Origin of the sequence: Williamsia soli (assembly GCF_017377795.1) — a bacterium.
Classification (GTDB): Bacteria; Actinomycetota; Actinomycetes; order Mycobacteriales; family Mycobacteriaceae; genus Williamsia; species Williamsia soli.
In genome coordinates, this window is the sequence record NZ_JAFRDR010000014.1 from 62,806 (window position 1) to 82,183 (window position 19,378).

A 19,378-nucleotide genomic window follows, 5' to 3' on the forward strand; every position below is an offset into this window, starting at 1 on the left:
CTTCGGCGTAATCCGAACGTGCGACTCGACAGATCAATCCGCCCCAAATATTCTGATTTCTCCTAGGCGCTTCATCGTCAGGGCGCAGCGCCCTCTCGCTACCGAACGAAGAGAGAATCGCGATGTCGGTCGGTCCGGACGAGCGGTTTCTTGTCCTCGACGAGCAGGACTGCACTCGATCTGGCTTCCAAAACGCGCCGTGCCGGCCGGGTGGACGAATGTCTCGGCGGATCCCAAAGCTTTCTGCCTCGACCCCATCGACTCCGTCTACACAGTCTTGTGTTTGCGCAGCCTCCTCGAGAAAGGTCCCCATGCCCGAGAAGACCGCCGTCATCGAAGTGCCCGCGGGTGACGCCTCCGGGGCAGTGGAAAGTCGCCGAGCCGAGATTCTTGAGACCGTACACTCCATGGGGTCCGTTCTCCTCCGTGGCTTCGATGAGCTCAGCGTCGAAGAGTTCTCTGGGGTGGCCGAGATTCTGCTCGACGACGTCGTCCGCGAAAACGGCGAGCACGAACCCATCGGGGCGTCGAGTTTTGTGCAGACTCCGGTGCGCTTCAGCCCCGAGCGCAAGCTGCTTTGGCACAACGAGAACTCTTTTAACCATCGTTGGCCGCTGATCCTATTATTTTGCCCAGTTGTCACGGCCACGAGCGGCGGCCGAACGCCGCTGACCGACGCTCGAGAGCTACTCAGGGTGCTCGACCCTGCGATCGTCGAGCTGTTCCGTGAGCGTGGCATCACCTATGTGCGCCGCTTCGGTAACGGCATCGGCTTGCCCTGGCAGAAAGTCTTCGGGACCGATATCCGCTCGAAGCTCGAATCTCGTGCGGCCGCTGAGGGCGTCGCGGTCGAGTGGGGCACTGGCGGCAAATTGACGACCTGGAGCGTCCGTCCCGCGATGATCTCGCATCCGCTGACCGGCGAGCTGGCGTGGTTCGGTCAGCCGACCCACTGGCACCCCGCGTGCCTGGAAGACGAGACCCGCGAGGCGCTGATTGACGTTCTCGGCGTCGACGATCTCCCACGCGACTGCCGCTTCGGCGACGGATCGGTCATCCCTGATTCGGTCATGGTCGAGTTGGTTGCGGCCCACGAATCGATCGAGAGCTCGTTCGACTGGATCGTAGGGGACGTGCTTATCGTTGACAACGTGCTGTCCGCGCATGCGCGCGATGCATACGAGGGTCCACGCCGCCTCCTAGTCGCGATGGGCAACGAACACGAGTTCGCCCAGCATGTTGGTACCGACACCCGACGCATCGCACGATGACGACGGTGCGCAGTGCGGTCGCCCGTGTCGCCGCTTCAGCTGGTGATGTTGTCGCGGTGCACTCTTCGGCCAGCGAGCTGACCTACCGCGAACTTGACGAGCAGGCCAGCCGGGTGACCGGATACCTCAGGTCGCGCGGCGTGGGGCATGGCGATCGCGTGGTGGTACGCATGGCTCGGGGCGTGGACCTGTTCCCTGTGCTGCTTGGCGTCCTGGGTGCGGGCGCCGCGTTCGTACCGATTGAGTCGACATCGACAGTTGAACGGGCCGCTGGGATAGTGCGCAAGTGCGACGCCGCCCTCGTGGTGACTGAGGCGGCGCTCTTGAGTGACGCGATCCCGAACGAGGCCGTGGTCACTTTGGCCGATATGGTCGGGCACGCGCCGACGCCCGCCGTGCCGGACTCAGACCGCCCAGCGTACGTAATCTTCACATCTGGCACGACGGGCGAGCCTAAGGGCGTCGTTATAGGAATGACCGCTCTGCATAGGTATCTCGAGTGGGCACGCTCCGAGTACCGGATGGACGAGGGCAGTGGCGCCCCGCTTTTCTCCTCGATTGCTTTCGACGCCACCCTTACGACGCTGTTCGGTCCACTGTTGGCGGGGGCGACAATTGTCGTCATTGGCGACGACCCGATGTTTGAGCTTGCGGAGACCCTTCGGCGGCGCCCTGACTTCTCGTTCGTTAAGGCGACACCGCACCATGTCCGTCTCCTGACTGAGATGCTCGAGGGCGAATCGCTTGTGGCCGCAATGCGTTATCTCGTCGTCGGCGGGGACGAACTTGACACCGCGACCGTGATGCGATGGATGGCCATCTGCCCGGTCCCAGTCGTCAACGAGTACGGCCCGACCGAGACGGTCGTGGGCTGCGCCGCCTTCACCGTCTTGCCGGGCGAGCTTTCGGCGCTCGGCGCGACCGTGCCAATCGGGCGCGCGATCGCTGGAGCGCAGATCCATGTCCTAGACGAGGGGGGCCACAGCTCTGCCACAGACGAGGTGGGCGAGCTTTTCATTGGGGGTCCATCGGCCGACAACGCTTACTTCGCCCAGCCCGGCATGACTGCGGCGCGCTTCGTGCCGGACCCGTTCAGCGACCGCGGGACCCGGATGTATCGCAGCGGTGACTTAGCCTCGGTACGCCCCGACGGAATTGTCGAATACCACGGCCGCGCCGATCGCCAGATCAAAGTGCGCGGCTATCGCGTCGAACTCGGCGAGATTGAGGCTGCGGTCCGCGCCGCGTCCGGAGTCGTCGATGCTACGGCGTTCGCCGAGCGCAACAACGGCGAGGTAACTACCACCGTCGTGTACACGGGCGATGCGGATCCGGGTGCCATCCGCCGCGACCTAACCGCTCGCGTTCCGGCGTGGGTGGTTCCGCACCGCATCCTTCCATCCGATGTACTGCCTACGACCGCGAATGCCAAGGCAGATGTGGCCGCTCTCGTTGCGTCGATGGCGCCGGTATCCGAACCCGGGAATGAGCCCGACGCCCTCACTGTCGCGCTCGTCGCCGAGTTCGCCGCGGTGCTGCCGGCCGGGGCTATCGGCTCGGCTTCGGACTTCTACGCCTCGGGTGGGGACTCGATGAGCAGCATCCGGCTCGTCGCGCGCCTACGGCGCCAAGGCCACGCAGTTACCCTCGCGGATGTACCGGCACATCCGACACCTCAGGCGTTCGCCGCGCTGATCGCCGGTCGCGCGTCCGCCCCGGAGGCCCTGCCCGCGACCAAGGTCGGACAAGAGATTGCGCTGACCCCCGCGCAGCTCGACTTCTTCTCACTCGAGCTGCCCGACCCCGATCACTGGAATCAGATCAAGGTGATAGCCGCACCGGCGGGAATCGAAGTGGGCCGGTTAAATGATTCACTCCGCACGATCGTAACCCGGTACGACGTCCTCCAATACCGGTTCCGGGACGGGCGGCAGTTTTATACTGGCGGCAATCCCGCGGTGGAACTGCGCGAAGTCGACATTATCGATCGGGCAGCGCTCGAGGAGGCTATCCGCGAGGCCAACATGGGGCTTGGTATCGAGGCCGGCCCGTTGCTCCGCGCAGTCGTCACCCGGACGCCGAACGGCCCCGATCACCTTGTGCTCGTCGCGCACCACCTCATCATCGACGAGGTCTCATGGTACGTCCTGCTCGACGACCTGATCGCTGCCTACCGCGACGGCACCGGCTCCGTCGCCGCGGCACCAGCGGGGTTTGCGCAATGGCGCACCGACCTCGCTCGCTTTGCAGATCGGCCGGAAGTGCAGACTCGGCGGTCGTTCTGGGACGGGGTGCTAGCGTCACCCGCCGGCACTCTGCCGTCGGATCACGAGGTCGACGACTACCGCCACGAGCATTACTTCCGCGACGCGCTCGACTGCGAATCTACCGCGGACCTGCGGGACGCGGCGACCGCGGCGAAAGTCGGCGTCCACGAGGTGCTACTCGCGGCGCTCGTCGACGCGGTGAGCGTGACATTTGGCATCGAGCCACCCCGGGTCGATGTCGAGAGCCACGGCCGCATAAAAGTCGAGGGCGGCGTGGATCCCAGTCGGACTATTGGATGGTGCACGGCGGTGTTCCCGGTAGTGCTCACGGGTGAGACGGTGGTCGACTTGATCGGCTCGGCCCACTCGGCGCTCGGCGGACAGCCATGGGACGGGGCGGAGTTCGGGTTGCTGCGGCTTGGCGAGATCGCTCCGTCACGTTCGGCCGAGGTGCTGTTCAATTACATGGGTGGACGCGACCGCAAGCTCGACGACGCGATCGGCTGGGCTCTCACTGAAGCGCCTGCGGGGGTCCAGTCCCCGCCTGCTGGGCGCCGCCCGTACGCCCTTGAGTTTCAGTCCCGAATCCTCGACGGCGAGCTCGGCTGGGAGCTGCGGGGCGGCTCACGTCATTCCTCATCGATCGTGCGAGCGCTCTCCGCTCGCATCCGCGAAAGCCTGGCGACCGCAATCGCCGAGCTGGCCGACGACTTAACCATCCGTTTCGCGGACAGCGGGCTGAGCGCTTCCGAGCTGTCAGCGGTGATGGCCCAGCTGTCCGGGCCTGACTGCGGTACCGAATGACCGATCACGTCGCCGACATTTTCCCGCTGACTCCGGCACAGGCGGGCATGCTGGTCAGCACACTGCGTGAGGCAGAGCCCGGCCTTTACGTCGTGCAGATGCGGTTCGCGCTCTCGGGCCAGGTCGATGTCGCGCGACTGACCGCGGCATGGGATGCGCTGGTCACCCGACACGAGATGCTGAGGACGGCAATCATCTGGGACACGACCTCGAGCCCGGTCAACGTGATTTTGACGGACGCGGCGATGCCGGTCGAGCATGTCGATTTAACACACCTACTGGCGGATCAGCAATTGGCCGCGGTCACCAGGTTTCTCACCCGAGATCGTCGGCGCGGGTTCGAGCTGCAGCGGGCTCCTCTCTCGCGCGTTACTCTCCTCGACCTCGGGGACGGCGAACAAGAGATGGTGTGGACCCATCACCACCTTATCCTCGATGGCTGGTCTACTGCGCATGTAATGGAGGAGCTCTGGCAGCTCTATGTCGGCGGCAGCCTGCCAAATCGGCCGCCAGGCTTCCGCGATTTCGCTGTACGAATTGCGAACGCATCACAGCGACGGCGCATAGACGCTGATGCCCATTGGGACCACGTCATCTCTGGAGGCGGCGCGCGAATCGACATCGACAATCCGCGGAGCGATCGGCTGGACGACCCGTGGACCCAGTGCGTCCTGCCCATCGAGGCGGATCGCCTCTATCTTTGGGATGCTGCGGCACAGCAACACCACACGACCCGTTCGACCTTGGTTCACGCAGCCTGGGCGATGACATTGCGCGCAGCTGGTCTTGGTCCGGACGAGGTGACGTTCGGCACCGTCGTCGATAGCCGTGGACCGGATGGAGCCGACGTAGTGGGCCTGTGTGTTGCGTCGACGCCGATGCGGATCGATTTCTCCGACGTGCCTATCGTGCAATGGCTGCGGCAGATCTCGATCGAACGGGCGACCAGTCAAGAGCTGGCCGGGAACCTCGCGGATCACCGGCGCTGGAGCGTGGACGGCTCCGAGGCGCCATTCCGCTACATCCTTGCTGTGGAGGCATACGCGCATGCCGGGTTGAGTAACCCGGACGTGGGTGACGAGCTGGCGGTGCGTTACCTCGGGGTGAACGAGTCTACCGAGTTCGCCCTTACGGCAGGACTGCCTGCAGGGGATCCTTGCCTCAAACTGACGATCGACACGCGGCGGATCGGGGTAAGCGATGCGGCGGCCTTACTAGACCGTTGGGCCAAGTTCCTCGATGCTCTTGCCACCGCGCCCACGGCCGGAACCGTCACGAAGGTGACGGCGACAGGACCAGCATTCGTGTGGCACACGCTACCTGAGCGGATCCGCGCGCTGGCCCTCGAGCACCCCGAGCGGCCGGCGTTTAACGACGGCGCGGGGTTCCTGATGTTAGGTGCACTCGTGCAAGAAGCCGAGGAACTGGCCGCACACCTTTGTGCGCGGGGCGTCCGCGCGGGCGACCGGGTCGGCATCCTGTCAGACGGCACCGCGGGCGTGCCGATCGCGACGCTCGCGATCCTTGCCGTCGGCGGCGTGGTCGTCCTGCTCGACCCGAGGCACCCCGCACCGTACCGCAGGGCGGTGATCGCGGAGGCAGGGCTAAGCCGCATTCTGACCCCTCATCCTGACGTCCGGCCCGACTGGGAGGGGATTGACGTTGACGCTGTCTTCGGCGAGCGCGCCGTTCCACCCGAAGGGCACACGCCCGTCTGCTCGAGTCGTGCGGATACAGCATTCCTCGTCTATGACGGCGGATCTGCTCTTCTTCCGCGGGCCGCACGCTACAACCACGCCGACGTCATAAGCGCGGCGGCTGAGTCCGCCGCCTTATTGGGCCTCACAGATGGCGACGACTGGGTGATCTCGCGGACTGGCAGAGGTGCCCTGTCGCCCTGGGAGATGTGGATCGCTCCGCTCACCGGAGGATGCACGGTCCTCGCGGCCGGTACCGACGACGAGGACGGCGACCCAGATGATCGAGAGCGACTACCTCATGCGGGCGTCGCGATCGACGCGACCGATGTTGAGAGCGTGCTCGTCAGCCGCCCTGGCGTCACATCCTGCGTCGTGCGGCTTGACCGGATTGACCGGCTTGAGGCCGTCGTAACGGCTGCCGCCCCGTGCTCGGTGCGGGAGCTAAACCGTGCGCTCCGCTCGGCCCTGCCTGAACGGCTGGTGCCGAAAGTAGCGCTTGCACAGGATGGGGGCGCACCTGACGCGAACCGGCAGCTGCAGTGCGAGCAGGACATCCGTCACTTGTGGTCGAAGGTTCTTGACGTGCGCGACGTGCCGCTCGACACTCCGTTCTTCGACCTGGGCGGGGATTCGCTGCTGCTTATCTCCGTCCTCAGTGGACTGCTTAACAAAGGCTGGACCGACGTCACCATGACTGACCTTTTCGCATACCCGACTATTCGATCGCTGAGCAAGCGGCTGTCCCGACCCGCCCCAGCTGCATTTAGCCCTGCAGCGCGGGAAACCACGAGACCCAGGCGCGACGCTGTCGCCGCCCGACGTGAACGGAGGAACCTGTGAGCGACTTACCCCCCGACGACGCCATCGCCATTGTCGGCATGGCCGGGCGATTCGCGGCCGCCGAGAGCGTGCCCGAGTTCTGGCGCGCCATCCTCGACGGACGCGAGCTGATCACCTCCTACACGCGCGACGAGCTGCTGACGCGAGGTGTGCCCGAGAGCATGGTCGATCATCCCGACTATGTACCCGCGCGCGGCGCAGTCTCTGACCCCCTCGGCTTCGACGCGCCGTTCTTTGGCTACAGTCCGCGCGAGGCCCAGCTAATGGACCCGCAGCAGCGCCTCATCCTCGAGACTGCATGGCACATCGCGGAGGATGCCGGCATTCGGCCCGACGAGATGCACGGCTCCGTCGCGGTGTTCGCCGCGACGGCGCCACCGACGTACATACGGTGGTTTCCGCCGCCCGCGGAAGTCGACCCACTCGAAGTACAGGTGGGAAACGATGTCGACTTCGCGGCGGCCCGCGTTTCCTACAAGCTCGGACTAGACGGGCCCAGCGTAGGGGTGTCCACCGCCTGTGCGTCCGGACTCACCGCCGTGCACCTCGCCTGCCAAAGCCTGCTGAGCGGGGATTCAGACACTGCATTCGCGCTCGCCGCATCAATCCGCTTTCCCGCCGATCGCGGCCTGATCCGGGTGCCCGGTTCAATCTTGTCCGGGGACGGGCACTGCCGTCCGTTCGCCGCTGACGCCGAAGGAACCGTCGAGGCGGACGGCGCCGCGGGCGTGTTACTTCGTCGTCTCGAAGATGCTCTCGCCGACGGCGACCGCATCTACGCAACCATCCTCGGTTCGGCAATCGGCAACGATGGCAGCGGCCGGATCGGTTTCACTGCGCCCGGTGTGGAGGGGCAGCTGAAGATCATCGAGGCGGCGCTGCGCTACGCGCAGGTCGACCCTGCCCAGGTCGGTTACGTCGAGGCGCACGGCACGGGAACGCGCCTCGGCGATCCCGTCGAGACGCGCGCGCTCGCCGCGATCTACGGGGTGCCCAGCCGTGTGGAGCCAGCGCGGTTCGGGTCGCTCAAGTCGAACACCGGACACCTTAACCACGTTGCCGGGATCGCCGGGCTCATCAAGGTCGTGCTCAGCCTCGAGTCCGGCCAGATCGCACCCAGCCTTCATCTCGAATGCGGCGTCAACCCGGACCTTGACTTAGCCGACGGTCGCCTGCGGGCGCAGGACCGGCTCGAGCCCTGGCCTGCATCCTTCCCACGCCGCATTGCCGCCGTCAGCTCGTTCGGCATGGGCGGCAGCGGCGTTCACATGCTCGTGACCGCGCCATCAGCCGCCCCTGCCCCGGTCGTCGCGCCGCCCGACGCCCATCAGGTGCTGTTGCGGCTCTCTGCGCGCAGCCCCCAAGCCCTCGCGTCCTCGGTCACCGCGCTTAGGGACTGGTTCGATCAAAATCCGGACGCCGACCTGCGCGACGTCGGTTACACGTTGTACAAGGGGCGCACTCCGATGCTGTACCGCACGGCTGTACTCGCCGGAACCGTGGAGGGCGCATTGCGGGCACTGGCCACCGCAGACGTCACGCGTGCGCCCGTCGACATTGCCGGCCACACCGCGGTGATCTTTCCGGGCCAGGGCGCCGAGCACCCTGGAGCGGCCGCTCGCGCGTACGAGGAAGACGTAGGGTTCCGGCGTCACCTCGACGCGTGTCTCGACGCGCTCCCGACCGGTGAACGGGCAGAAGTTCGGTCCTACCTTCTCGACTCCGCCCATCCCAAGCTCGGGACCGACCTCGCGCAGCCTGCCCTGTTCGCGATGGAGTACGCGCGGGCGCGGAGTTGGCAGACCGCCGGCCTCGAATGGACCGCGATGTTCGGCCACAGCGTGGGCGAGTTCGCCGCCGCTTGCCTAGCCGGCGTCTTCTCGATGGAGGATGCGATGCGCGTGGTTGCAGCGCGTGGCCGTCTAATCTCGACTACCGGTCCAGGTGCAATGCTCGCGGTCCGCCTCGCTCCAAAGGAGCTGCGCAAGCGGTTGGCCGGCGTCGACGGCTGGGATCTGGCCGCACACAACGCCGAAGACGAATCGGTGCTCTCGGGCGGTATCCACTCAATCGCGGCAGTCGATGCGAAGCTGCGGTCCTACGGGGTCGGCACTCTTCCGGTCGAGGTCACCCACGCGTTCCATTCGCGCCTTGTCGACCCTGTGCTGGAGCAATACAGAGAAGTAATCGCCGGCGTTGCCCGAAACGCACCCTCGCATCCATACATTTCGTGCGTGACAGGCACGTGGACAACGGCCGAGCAGGCAACATCGGTGGACCACTGGGTTCAACAGGCGCGCGGTACCGTGCTGTTCGAGCCTGCAGTGCGCACCGCACTCGATGCCGGCACCTCCGTCTTCGTACAGCTCGGCCCAGGCCTGATGGCGGCGTCGAACCTGCGACGCTCCCGCGCCGCGGCCGTAGTGGTCTCGAGCGACGGGTATGCCACGCTGGAGAGTGTCGGCCACGCGTGGGCGCGCGGGGCGACGATCCAGTACCCGGCGGAGGGTCGTCGAATCGGACTTCCGGGTTACCCTTTTGAACATCGCGAATATTCTTTCGCCGCTGCAGTCGAGCCCGGTATCAAAGCTCAACCGGTGGTTGCGCCGGAGACAATCCCGGGTGCGCAAGCGCCCACCTCATCTCGGGCCCGCCGTTATCCGCGTCCCCCGATGGCGACGCCGTATCGGCCTGCGGCCGATGCACTCGAGGCCCGGATCATTGAGTTCGTCGAACGCGAACTGAGCACCGATGGGATTGGCGCCGACGACGACTTCTTCGAGCTTGGCTGGGACTCGCTGCTGGTGGTGGGGCTGACGTCTCAGCTCTCAAGTGACCTCGGCATTAAAGTCGACGCGGACGCGGTTTACGATGCGCCTACCGCGGCACTTCTTGCGACGGAACTTGAGGGCCTTGGGGCCGAACGCAGAAGCGGTCGATGAGTGAAGCGCAGATCGGACTATTGAGTTTGAATGCAACCACATCCGCGCGGATTGGCAGCCCCAGTCCGCGTCGTCGTTAAGCAAGACGCGGCATCCGCAGACATCGAGACCGCGTCCGGATTTGCGTTCGCGAAGGCGGTGGCGACCCAGGACGGGCGGCCCCACCGTGCGGTCACGCAGAACAACGCTCGAATTCTGCGTGCCGCCCCTTCTTCGGAGCTTAGCACCCCAAGATGGGCAATAATCTCACTGTTATAGCAGGTAGCTCGTATGGTGTCCGCGCTAATTGGATTTAGCGCAGTAGTTGTCTCGAGTTCGCGTTGTGACTGTTCCAGATTCCTGACTTCTCAAAGGTCCCCTGAGACGACTTCAAAATGTCCGTATTTGAGCGACACGAACAATGGCTACTGCCAGGCAGCGTCCCCGACCGTTCGTGCCTAGCATCCAGGTGACCTGTGGAAGCCAGATGCCGTTAACCATGGTCGCAGTCATAGTGCGCAGACGCGTTCTCGAGCCCGCATCGCTAGCGTGTTTAACGGACTACGGCGAGCACAGATCTCCTGGTCGGGCGGCCCAGCTACAGGCCGCTTGGCCGTGGAGACGCCGGAACGCGACTATCGTTACCGGCCTCGGTTGCTGGCACTGACAATACGACTGTTGCGGTCGTGCAAAGGTTGCCTGGACAGCGGATTGCGCCGCGACGCCATCGCTTCGATGGGCACCGTGCGTTGCGTAGTCCAACGCGCGGTCTCCAAGCGCAGCTGACTCGCGTGCCGTGCGAAACCGTGCCCGACGGGCGGATCATTGACTGTCGGTGCCCGTGGCTTGGCAGTCGTGTTCCGCAGGCTCTTCGCGCGCAACCTCTACCCCGGGGCCATGGAGCCTTCGCTGTTCTTCCGGAGCGCCATTCCCCCGGTGCGGCATAGCCGTTCTTGGTTTCGTCACAGTACGGTTTGCTTGCCGCACCGTTTGAACCGATGGATCCGTGGGGGCGCGACCAAGGCGCTGACGGCGCATGCTCTCGAGCGAGTCTGTCAGCCAATCGTTTACGAGCCAGGCGTTAGCTTGTCGCGATCCAGCTTGGCGCGCAGGACCATCACCCGCGACCGAGTGCCAACACCCTTCGTGCCGCCTCGTATGGCACTTACGGCCCAACAGACCTTCGCGGCGGGACCTCGAAATTATTCCGCCCGGGCTCAATATCCGCGTCTGCACGCCTTCGGATACCGCGAGATCACATGCTTTGTTGGTTGTCCGTGTCCGAGCCGGTCCACATCGCCGAAAGTGGTCAGCCGACGGTCTTACTGGCCGATTGCGGCTCCGCACATCCACTTCGCCAGGCACGACCTCAGTCTCACTGAACACCCGAAACACCGCCCCCAGAGCGCCGTAAATCAATGAAGCGCACCCACGCGCGCGGACTGAAGACCAGCCGGAAGATCCAAGAGCTCCCGATCGCTTCGCCCAACTGGCGACTTCGGTCGGCGGCAACCTCTACGCACGGACCGATCTGACCGCACTTTGCTTATTTGAGCTAGCCGCAGACTACCGCTGGTATTTAGTGCATGCATTAATGCAGGGCTTAATGCGCGCCGTACTGCGTCACACACAGTGTGCCCGCTTGCTCCCGTCGAGCATCCGGTTTGTGCCGAGGGGAACCTGAGCTCATCCGCCAGATCCACGTCGGTCACTATCTTGCCCCCTGATGGAGCGTTCGAACGGACATGCCGTGACCGATATTGCGAAGGGGACGCTTACGAGGAACGACCCTTCGGTGCGCTCTGGCGCCGACGACCGCCACACTACCGGCGCGCGACTTTTCTTCGACCCACTCAGAAGATCGCCGCCTCGTGCAACCTACTGCCGCTGCGTGTGGCGTCGGATTCCTGAGTATGCCACTCCGCGTGCGCCCGTAAGTGCCGCCGCCGCATGTCAGTTGGCCTGTAAAGATCCGCCTCGCAGATGTTGCAAATCACCGACCAATGACCATCCTACGGGACTCTGACGAACAGACTTTCTGCCAACGTATCCGTTCCATAATGCCTGTTCAAGACGGTTTAATGCATGCTCTAGTGCATGCACTAGTGCGCATCGTAGCCTTTGGACTATCGCGCCTCTGATGGCTTGTGACAGATCGACATGTACTGTCCAACCTGTTCAGCGCACTAAAGCCAGACATATTGTTGCGACTAGTATGCGCTGCGCGGTCTGCAGTGATGTTTACCTTGCGTGGCACATCACCTAACGCAGTCAGATGCGCCCTAGTGCATCAACTGTTCTTTGCCACACGCAGCGCAACATCCCGCCTCTTGCGCTGGGCTTTAGCTGTAGACACAGGGCCTAAATTAGGTAGAACACTGCGTGTCGCTCTACCTAATGCCACGTGGTGGGCCGTACGCTTCGTCACATACTTCGCATTGCACTGTGCCCTATGCCTCGCCGCAGACTGGGCGATGTTCCAAGACTGAAAGCGGGAAGTCATGCATGAACTAACCCATGAGCTACAGCGTGTAGTCGCGTTCGCCAACGGGAAGGGGGGCGCAGGCAAAACGTCCACATCAGTAAACTGCGCTGGCCTTGCAGCCGCAGCTGGATGGCGCACGCTGCTCATCGATCTAGACCCTCAGGGCAACGCAGGGGAGGACCTTGGCTACAACCAACAGGGCATTACGGACAACGGTCAGCATCTACTCGATGCGATAGGTACTGGCCAAAAGCTTCAGCCTGTAATCCGCGACGTTCGCCCAAATCTGGACGTCATCCCCGGCGGCGATGCGCTTGATGACCTAGAGTCCATACTCGTCGGCCGCGCGCAGCGCGCAAAGAAGGTTCACTCGATGCTGGCCGAAGCGTTGGCTCCAATCGCCGGCGATTACGACCTCATTGTCTTGGACACACCCCCCACGCGACCGAGCTTGCTGCAGGTTGCGCTAGGCGCAACGCGGTGGATTGTTGTGCCGACGAAACCCGACCGGGCGAGTATCCTTGGCCTAGGCGCCCTCGCGACGCAACTGAATCACGTTCGCGAGTTTCATTCCGATATCGACGTTCTCGGCGCAGTTCTGTTCGACGTCTCTACGTCCGCTAAGGCCGTGCGGCGCAACGCCGTTGCTGACATCACAAATGCGCTCGGCGGTGCAGCTCCACTGTTCGGGTCAGTCATACGCCACACCGAGACGTGCGCGGTACAGTCTCGCGAAGAGGGGAAGCTGATCCACGAACTCGCTGAGCAAGTGGAAGACGCCGAGCCATACTGGAAGGCCCTCAAAGAGGGCCGCAAGCCCACTCGTGTGCCAGGCAGCGCCCCAGCACTCGCAGAGGACTACGTGCTTCTCTGCCAGGAGATCCTGCAGCGAATCGCGCAGCTTGAGTCCACCGGCGTCGGAGAGGAAGCAGTGTGACGGACAGGACACCTTTAGCCGCAGTCCCGGGTCTCGCCCGCACTAGTTCACTGCCCCCGCCACCGCCGCGCCGTTCACGACCTGAAGCGAGCGAATCGCCGACGTCCCCTTCGACTGACGCCGTTACTGGGCCCCCGGCCGCCGCCAGAATCCAGCGACAGCCATCTAAGCCTGAGCGGCAAGCAAAACGAGCTGAGGACCGGACAGCAAATGTGACAGTGCCGGTCACGCTTTCGTTGCCAGTCACGTTGGTGCAGCGCCTCAAAAAGTACGCCAAAGCCAACGAGGTTTCGTACGCTAGCGTCGTCATGGATGCGATCGTGGCCAGCCGTGATGAGCTGGCCGTTCTGGTATCCCGGCTCCGGCCGGACGAGGAGTCCGATGGGATCTTCGTTAGGACAACACCGCGTAAAGTTGAAGATCGTACTGCGATCTCGTTCCGCACGCGAAAGGCCAATGTTGTCGCGATCGACGATTTAGCCGCAAGCGATGAGATTATGGCGGAGAACCGGTCTCAGCTTTGCCACGCTGCTCTGGATGCGTTTCTCCCGTAGATCTATCAGGAAAATCACGCCACAACGCGGTACCTTTCATGCAGTTCCACGTGGGCCAGTGCATCGGCATACGCCATTCGCCCACCAGGTCTGGTCGGAAAGCGGCCGTAGCGCATCCGGGCCGGCACTGCGATCGGCAGCGATGTCACCTCCGGAGTCGTATCTGCAGCGCGCGGACCGCGCTTGCGCCGCTTCCCTCGCAACCTCCGCCAAGCCAGCTCTTGCTCCCACCACTCACGAACTAGACGCTCACGACGATGTCGGTGGACCCTATCCAGAATGATCCCGTCCACCCCAAGCACACGGGCGGCGTTCGTCCACGCCGGTCGCGCGCAGAGCATCCCGAGTCCCTGTAATCGCCTGAGCCAGCCCTTGACAGTCGCTAGACCGTATCCCGTGTCCCCGGCGATTTGGCCCGCGGTTGTACAGCCGTTCTCCCAGCTCAGGTGAATTAGCTCGGCGCACCCGCCGAGTCCGCCGCCCCAGACCCATACGTCGTGTTGCGCGTGGTTAAGGCGCGTTTGGAGGTGGTGAAGTAGGGGGCGTGATTCCACTTGTGTTGCAGCTGTATCTAGCGGCGGAGCGTTTAACCTCCAGGTCGCGGCCGACGTACCTGTGGCTCGATCAACACAGGTGATCCACCCCTCTCCTTCCAAGCGATGTAGGGCGCGTGAGGCCGTGGCGGCGTGGACATTCGCATTCTCTGCAAGGCGTCGGACGTCTATGTTGATCACCTCATTGTGAGCCGCCGTACAGATGCTAAGAAAGGCGGCGAGCACCCGCTGGGCGCTTGTGTAGCCAGGGCGCACCCAGTGGCCCGGATGCGCGAACACTGCTTGTGCCGCGCCGGCGATCAGATCAGTGACCGGGTCCTCAACCAGTTGATCAAGTGCGGCTCTCGGCCACGCTGTCCGCGCAGCCGTCGTTAGAGCTTTATGCCACTGGTTGATCGCGTGGGCTTCGCACCGTTGATGATCCTCGCGCATTCGCGTTAGCCCAGGTTGATCCAGTTGCCTCGCAACCTCTTTCCAGCACCAGCCGCTGGCCGCCATGCCAAGAATGATGGTCCATGCGACCGCGGAACGGTCTGCCGACGACGGCAACGGCGCCTGGAGGAGCTTCGTCGTGTGAGGCGACAGCGCTGCTCTGACTCGATTCAGTCGTTGATTAGACCCGGCGCCTATCAACTCGAGCTCCGTCCGTCCAGACGCTGCAGGGTGCGAGTCGTGTCGAGGTTGCGTCGGGAAGCGAGCGTGAAGCCAGTCTATGAGCTCTGGGGGAGCAGGTTCTCGGTCCATTGCCTGGAGAACACGATCGAGGTCAGTCCCGGTGAGCAGGGGAGTCGCGCAGCCGTTCATCCGATGAGGCGAACCCGGGATTCGGACGGCCCCTGACTGGGGGTTGCTCAGTGGAGTGATGTCGAGCGTCGGTAGATGCGAACGAATCGCGCGCGCCACGCCTGCGACTAGCGGTGCTTCGACGCCCTGGTCGCAGAGCCGCACCCAGACGTGGACTCCGCCGGCCGGGCCCGATCGGACAACTAGGTGCGGTACGCCGAGCTCATCGAGCACCTTAGCCAGAATCGACCAGTCAACATCGACGGCATCGCTACCGTAGCGGCCGACATCGAAGTCGAATGCCAGCAAGCGATAGTTGCCGGCGCGATCAGACAGGTAGGAAGCTATCGGAAACTCGGGAAGACTCGTCGGCCACGGTGTCGACCGGTAGGAATGGGTGCGACCAGAATCAATCCGGGCAGTCTTTCTAGGCGACCAGCGCCGCCACCACGTCAGCATCGCTTCGCAATGGGGAGGCGATGATCATGGTCAGCACGCGACACGCGGTGTTTAAGGATTGCGAGTGCATCCGCGCACGCAGTATCCTGAGATCTGTCAGGCAAGACAGTCCCTCCGGGGATGGCGTGAGTCAAAAGATCGAGCTGTTACTCGATCTGCCAAACGTCAGATCAAGAGCCCTCCGGCTGGTACCCGGGGGGTTCTTTTCGTTTGGGACTCACGCTGACTATTGAAGTGTGCGATCAGGCCCTGCTGGAGGACGTGGGTTCCCACCTCTCGTTGGTTGGTCTGGACCTCGTCGATGGCGGCGACGAGATGTCAGGATTGGCGTTGGGGAGCGCTGGTACTCACTCCCCAGATGTGAATCACATCGATGTAAGTATATTGGCGCACTTTTCGCGCCGATTTAATGACTCGACTACAGGCGCGTCAGGTGGCCGAACGGACTGCTCGGCTCCGTTAGCGCAGCTCAAGCGGCATTCACCTACCGGGTTTTCGCGCGATTTATGAGACAATAAAGAGGTGGAGCGCAAACCTGGAACTCGGCGTGTAGCCGAGGCAGTGCCATCCACACCTACGGTCGAAAACAGCTCCAAGCGCGCCGCAGTTGTTACCGCGTACTGCGCACGGCCTCAGTGCCGCAAAGAGTTCCGCCGCACAATGGGTCGAGGGCGACCACGTCATTACTGTTCCGACGACTGCCGGCGCGAGGCCGAGAGCGATGCTCGGCGCCTGGCCGCCCAACTCGAACATCATCGATCTATGGCCGAAATGTTGACTCGCGACCTGGCGACATACGACATCGACACGCCGCCGGCGGCGGCGGCTCCGAGCTCTGGGGGGTCCCCGAACATCGAGCTAGCTACTGCGCGCGCGGAAGGCGTTCTCGTCGGGCTCGATGACGGCAGTCCTTTGGCGGCCGAGTTCCGAAAGCTCCTCGACGCGGTTCTAGGAAGCACCGCTGTGGACCAACAGCACAGGGCGTCTTGACTGCTCGCAGCGCACCGGACGGCTGAACTGCCAAACCGGAAGCTCTCACGGCTGCGGTCACGCTCTCGGCCAGGTATTTACTGATGGTCGCATCGCTGAGCCGGCTCGCTATACGGCAACACCCAGCCGTGCTCGTCGCACTTTGCGCACGTTAAGCCAGTGTCTCGCCACGACTCGTATTCGAGCTGTCTTGCATCATCAGCGGCCGCGGGGCGGTCATCTAGATTCTCGTGACGGTTGAGGATCCCTGCCAGAAGAAGGATCGGCCGGCTCGGGCTACTAGCAATCCATCGTCCCAACCCAACCTCATCGACGAGTAGCTGGTTCAAGTCACGGTCTGTCCACCCGTGCGCGGCCGGACCGGCTAGAACGTGAGACCACGCTGATGGTGAGTATCTGTGCGCCCACCGAGGTGTCTGTGGGTTTCTACGCCATTTCGCAGCTAGTAACAGGCCATGTCGATCAGGTGCCTTGTATCGCCGGCGGGTGGTGGCGGTTTTAGCGCGCGGAGCGCTCTGTTTTTTCTCTCCGGCTTTGCCGGTTGAGGTTAGTAAGTTGTTTGGTACAAGAGGTGTGCGCCCTAAAGGGCGCCCTTCGGGGTGGGGTGCCGCAACACTGTTACCTGCGGACTTATCCACAACCTGCGGATTGTGAAGTGCGTACACCGAAGTCCACCCGCGGCCTTTGTCACCAACTCGGTGCGAGGCGAGGCGTTCGTCGAGGGTCCGTTGGCGGCCGCGCAGTATCTCGGTAGCCAAGCCCAGGAGTCGTAGAACCTGGCGCGCACGCTGGATGGTCCTCTCGGAGTACCCGGAGATCGCTGACACCCGATTAATACTGGGCCGGCAGTTGCGCCCGGTTCGAAAGTCCGCATGCACTGCGTGAGCGGCCGCGATCTGCGTCAGCACACGCAGTGAAATTCCGTTCTTCGGGCCACCGAGGATGGGGACGATGTCGGCATAGCGGTGCGCGTACGCGATCGGAATGGCCCAGGTAAGCCAATGGTCGTCGCGATTCCAGCAGGCCACACCCGCGTGCGCGAAGTCGCCAGGCTCCAGGGCGATCGCCTGGAGGCCGAAGCAACCCAGTTTGCGCAAGCGGGCCGAAGCGGTCGTAGACCGCCCACGCCTCGGACGTAGGGGCGTTGATCCGCAATATTCACGCAGGATTAGTGATGCGCCGGATTCTGTTTCCGACACGCGATGTGCAGGGATTGCAGCCGCACAAGGGTCGACTGTACCCTGGGCTCTGTCCACCAAGACAGTCCCTTCGGGGAATGGGGCGGCCGCAAACCGTCCTGGCTCTCAGTTAGCGCTGAGAGTTCGAAACCTTACGAAACCCTCTGGCCCGCCAGCCAGGGGGTTTCGTGTATTCCAGGAGTCGACGAAACCGCGTGTGAAGTTGTGATCGGACTTCCGGGGTCTTATCCCGTTAGCGGCAGCTGCTCCTCCTTCAAAAGATCCGGGCCAACTTTGAGTTCAGGTTGACCGTCCAAGTCGCAAAGCAGGTCAGCGACGTATCTGCTGACCGTGCTGTAGCCCGCGCGCGCCGCAAGGTCCGGAACGTCAATGGGGGCTGGAACGCGCACCATATGCTCTCTGCGCTTACCGAGATTCGGTTGAGCCATCAGTGAACTTCCTTTCTCGCGGCCGTTCAATGCGAACCTGTCTATCGTGGCGCATGCCTGTAACAGGTACAGGTAGCGACACGCCTGAAACAGGTACAGATAACCGCCAACTCAGCTCGGAGACCGAGAACCGGGCGCCGAAAACCCCCTTGGGGGCTAGCAGAGCTGAAATGGCTCGACGCAAGTGGAGGTCGCGGCGACCGTGTCACGGCCCGGGGACCGACGGGGTACTGCGCATAAATGACCCCACGACCAAACCGCTGCCAAGGGCGTCTGGATAGGGCCTGAGAGTCAGGTTGATCGGTTCATATTCGTTGTCGATGTTGAGTATTCGTATGCTGATGGACTGGCTGTGCTCGGCCGAGTCGAAGTTGTCAGAGTCGACGAAGTCTGCCAGTTTCCCGAGATCGTCGGGATGAAAGATGCTGACGCCCGCTTGACGGTAGTTGTACTGGACCCAGTCTGGAGGCGGCGTAAGGAACATTGCCAAAGTTCCCTGCTGGGGAGCAATAACTGCAACATTCAGCCCTAAGCTTTGCGCGCTGTCTAGACCGATTTGGTGCAGGGTAGGTGGCTCCACGGGCCTGACGTCGGTGACGTCCTCCCAGATCGTGAAGACGCCCGGCGGATGTGCGATGACGTTGACCTGCCAGCGCATGAGACGCCCCTCGGCGTGCGGGACAGTCACAAGGGACTGCGATCGGTGTCCCGGCTCCGGCGCAAACAATTGCTGCAACACTGGCGCATACTCGTCGTAACGGTCACCCAGGCTCAAGATTCGTGCCAGCGAGACTTCCTCGGTGTAGACCGATTCTCGCCCTGACATGACATTGCTTTCATAGGGCTGAACGCAGATCTGTCGGTCGAAATCCCAAATGCATCCGGCGATGGATCGAGGAGGCGGGGGAGTGGCGCCGCTTGGCCCACACCAGAATTGAACGCCGTGGCACAGACCTCGAGGTGTAGGTACGGGTAACGCCACAACACGTGCGCTGCGGCCCCCGTCACCGGGAACATCAACATCGATCGCCTGCCTACGGGCGGCGACTTCCCGAATCAACCTCTTGATTGGAACAAACGCGGGTGCCCTGCGCTCAACTGATTGCCACTCTGCTTGCCTACCGGCCACGCTGACAACCGTCATTCCACCGTCGGTGATCGTTTCCACGACTACCCACCCGTCTTG

Annotated in this window: 10 protein-coding genes; 9 read left to right on the forward strand and 1 reads right to left on the reverse strand. The window is 63.3% G+C overall.

Annotated features, from left to right (window positions below; all coding sequences use genetic code 11):
• The first annotated feature begins 178 nt into the window (after positions 1–178).
• The 9 genes from J3S28_RS28985 to J3S28_RS28660 all read left to right on the forward strand — a co-directional run bounded on the left by J3S28_RS28985 (position 179) and on the right by J3S28_RS28660 (position 17,338).
• Positions 179–352, forward strand: a complete 174-nt coding sequence (locus J3S28_RS28985) for a hypothetical protein (RefSeq protein WP_504970642.1) — start codon at positions 179–181, stop codon at positions 350–352.
• On the forward strand, positions 312–1,271 hold the full coding sequence (locus tag J3S28_RS26310) for a TauD/TfdA family dioxygenase (protein ID WP_272874250.1): 960 nt from the start codon (positions 312–314) through the stop codon (positions 1,269–1,271). Before J3S28_RS28985 ends, J3S28_RS26310 begins: the two co-directional genes overlap by 41 nt.
• Positions 1,268–4,342, forward strand: a complete 3,075-nt coding sequence (locus J3S28_RS26315; protein WP_207843958.1) for a non-ribosomal peptide synthetase — start codon at positions 1,268–1,270, stop codon at positions 4,340–4,342. The genes J3S28_RS26310 and J3S28_RS26315 overlap by 4 nt, the downstream gene beginning before the upstream one ends.
• The gene (locus J3S28_RS26320; protein WP_207843960.1) at positions 4,339–6,882 is read left to right on the forward strand and encodes a condensation domain-containing protein; all 2,544 of its coding nucleotides are present in this window, start codon (positions 4,339–4,341) and stop codon (positions 6,880–6,882) included. Before J3S28_RS26315 ends, J3S28_RS26320 begins: the two co-directional genes overlap by 4 nt.
• A complete protein-coding gene (locus J3S28_RS26325) occupies positions 6,879–9,824 on the forward strand; it encodes a type I polyketide synthase (protein WP_207843962.1) in 2,946 nt (981 codons plus the stop codon). Before J3S28_RS26320 ends, J3S28_RS26325 begins: the two co-directional genes overlap by 4 nt.
• A 2,480-nt stretch (positions 9,825–12,304) precedes the next feature.
• Positions 12,305–13,225, forward strand: a complete 921-nt coding sequence (locus J3S28_RS26330; RefSeq protein WP_207843964.1) for a ParA family protein — start codon at positions 12,305–12,307, stop codon at positions 13,223–13,225.
• A gap of 212 nt (positions 13,226–13,437) precedes the next feature.
• Positions 13,438–13,779, forward strand: a complete 342-nt coding sequence (locus J3S28_RS26335) for a hypothetical protein (RefSeq protein ID WP_207843966.1) — start codon at positions 13,438–13,440, stop codon at positions 13,777–13,779.
• A gap of 2,558 nt (positions 13,780–16,337) precedes the next feature.
• Positions 16,338–16,565 (forward strand): hypothetical protein, encoded by a 228-nt coding sequence (locus tag J3S28_RS26340; RefSeq protein WP_207843968.1) that lies wholly within the window; start codon positions 16,338–16,340, stop codon positions 16,563–16,565.
• 650 nt (positions 16,566–17,215) lie between these two features.
• Positions 17,216–17,338: a hypothetical protein gene (locus J3S28_RS28660; RefSeq protein WP_272874251.1), complete on the forward strand. Its 123-nt coding sequence runs from the start codon at positions 17,216–17,218 to the stop codon at positions 17,336–17,338.
• A 1,059-nt stretch (positions 17,339–18,397) separates the two neighbouring features.
• Here J3S28_RS28660 and J3S28_RS26345 read toward each other — a convergent pair.
• Complete coding sequence (locus tag J3S28_RS26345; RefSeq protein WP_207843970.1) at positions 18,398–19,360, reverse strand: GAF domain-containing protein; 963 nt, start codon at positions 19,358–19,360, stop codon at positions 18,398–18,400.
• Positions 19,361–19,378 lie beyond the last annotated feature (18 nt).

Coding starts and splice junctions, on each gene's coding strand:
- J3S28_RS26340 (WP_207843968.1), top strand. CDS start 16,338: ATGGCCGAAATGTTGACTCGCGACCTGGCGACATACGACATCGACACG.
- J3S28_RS26330 (WP_207843964.1), top strand. CDS start 12,305: ATGCATGAACTAACCCATGAGCTACAGCGTGTAGTCGCGTTCGCCAAC.
- J3S28_RS26315 (WP_207843958.1), top strand. CDS start 1,268: ATGACGACGGTGCGCAGTGCGGTCGCCCGTGTCGCCGCTTCAGCTGGT.
- J3S28_RS26320 (WP_207843960.1), top strand. CDS start 4,339: ATGACCGATCACGTCGCCGACATTTTCCCGCTGACTCCGGCACAGGCG.
- J3S28_RS26310 (WP_272874250.1), top strand. CDS start 312: ATGCCCGAGAAGACCGCCGTCATCGAAGTGCCCGCGGGTGACGCCTCC.